This window comes from Sneathia sp. DSM 16631 (genome assembly GCF_014892235.1).
Lineage (GTDB): Bacteria > Fusobacteriota > Fusobacteriia > Fusobacteriales > Leptotrichiaceae > Sneathia > Sneathia vaginalis.
The window spans coordinates 1-321 of record NZ_JADBHL010000049.1; the positions used below are offsets into that span (position 1 = coordinate 1).

Genomic DNA, 321 nt, shown 5'->3' on the forward strand with positions numbered 1-321 from the left:
ATTCCCATTTGAAAAGAAAGATGGAGAATATGGTAAAGGTGTAGAATCAGAACACGTATTAAAAGTAGCTGCTAAGAAATTAAATAAATTTGAAGACTTAGAAGCAAGCTTAAAATTAAATCATACATATGCAAAAGAAGAAGCATTTAAGTTTGTTGATCTTTCAGCAAAAGGAACATATGCAGGATTAAAAGATACTAAGTTAACAGGTAAAGCAAACTTCAGATACCAAGTAAATGGAACATCAGATGTCAAAGACCTATTAACAGATGGACAAATCAAATTAAACAAAGATGCATATGCACACTCATATGAATTAGA

1 protein-coding gene is annotated in these 321 nt (G+C 30.2%); it reads left to right on the forward strand.

What is annotated here, in order from left to right; genetic code table 11:
- On the forward strand, positions 1–321 hold a 321-nt coding region (locus tag IMK15_RS06365), incomplete at both ends, for a hypothetical protein (RefSeq protein ID WP_192942293.1).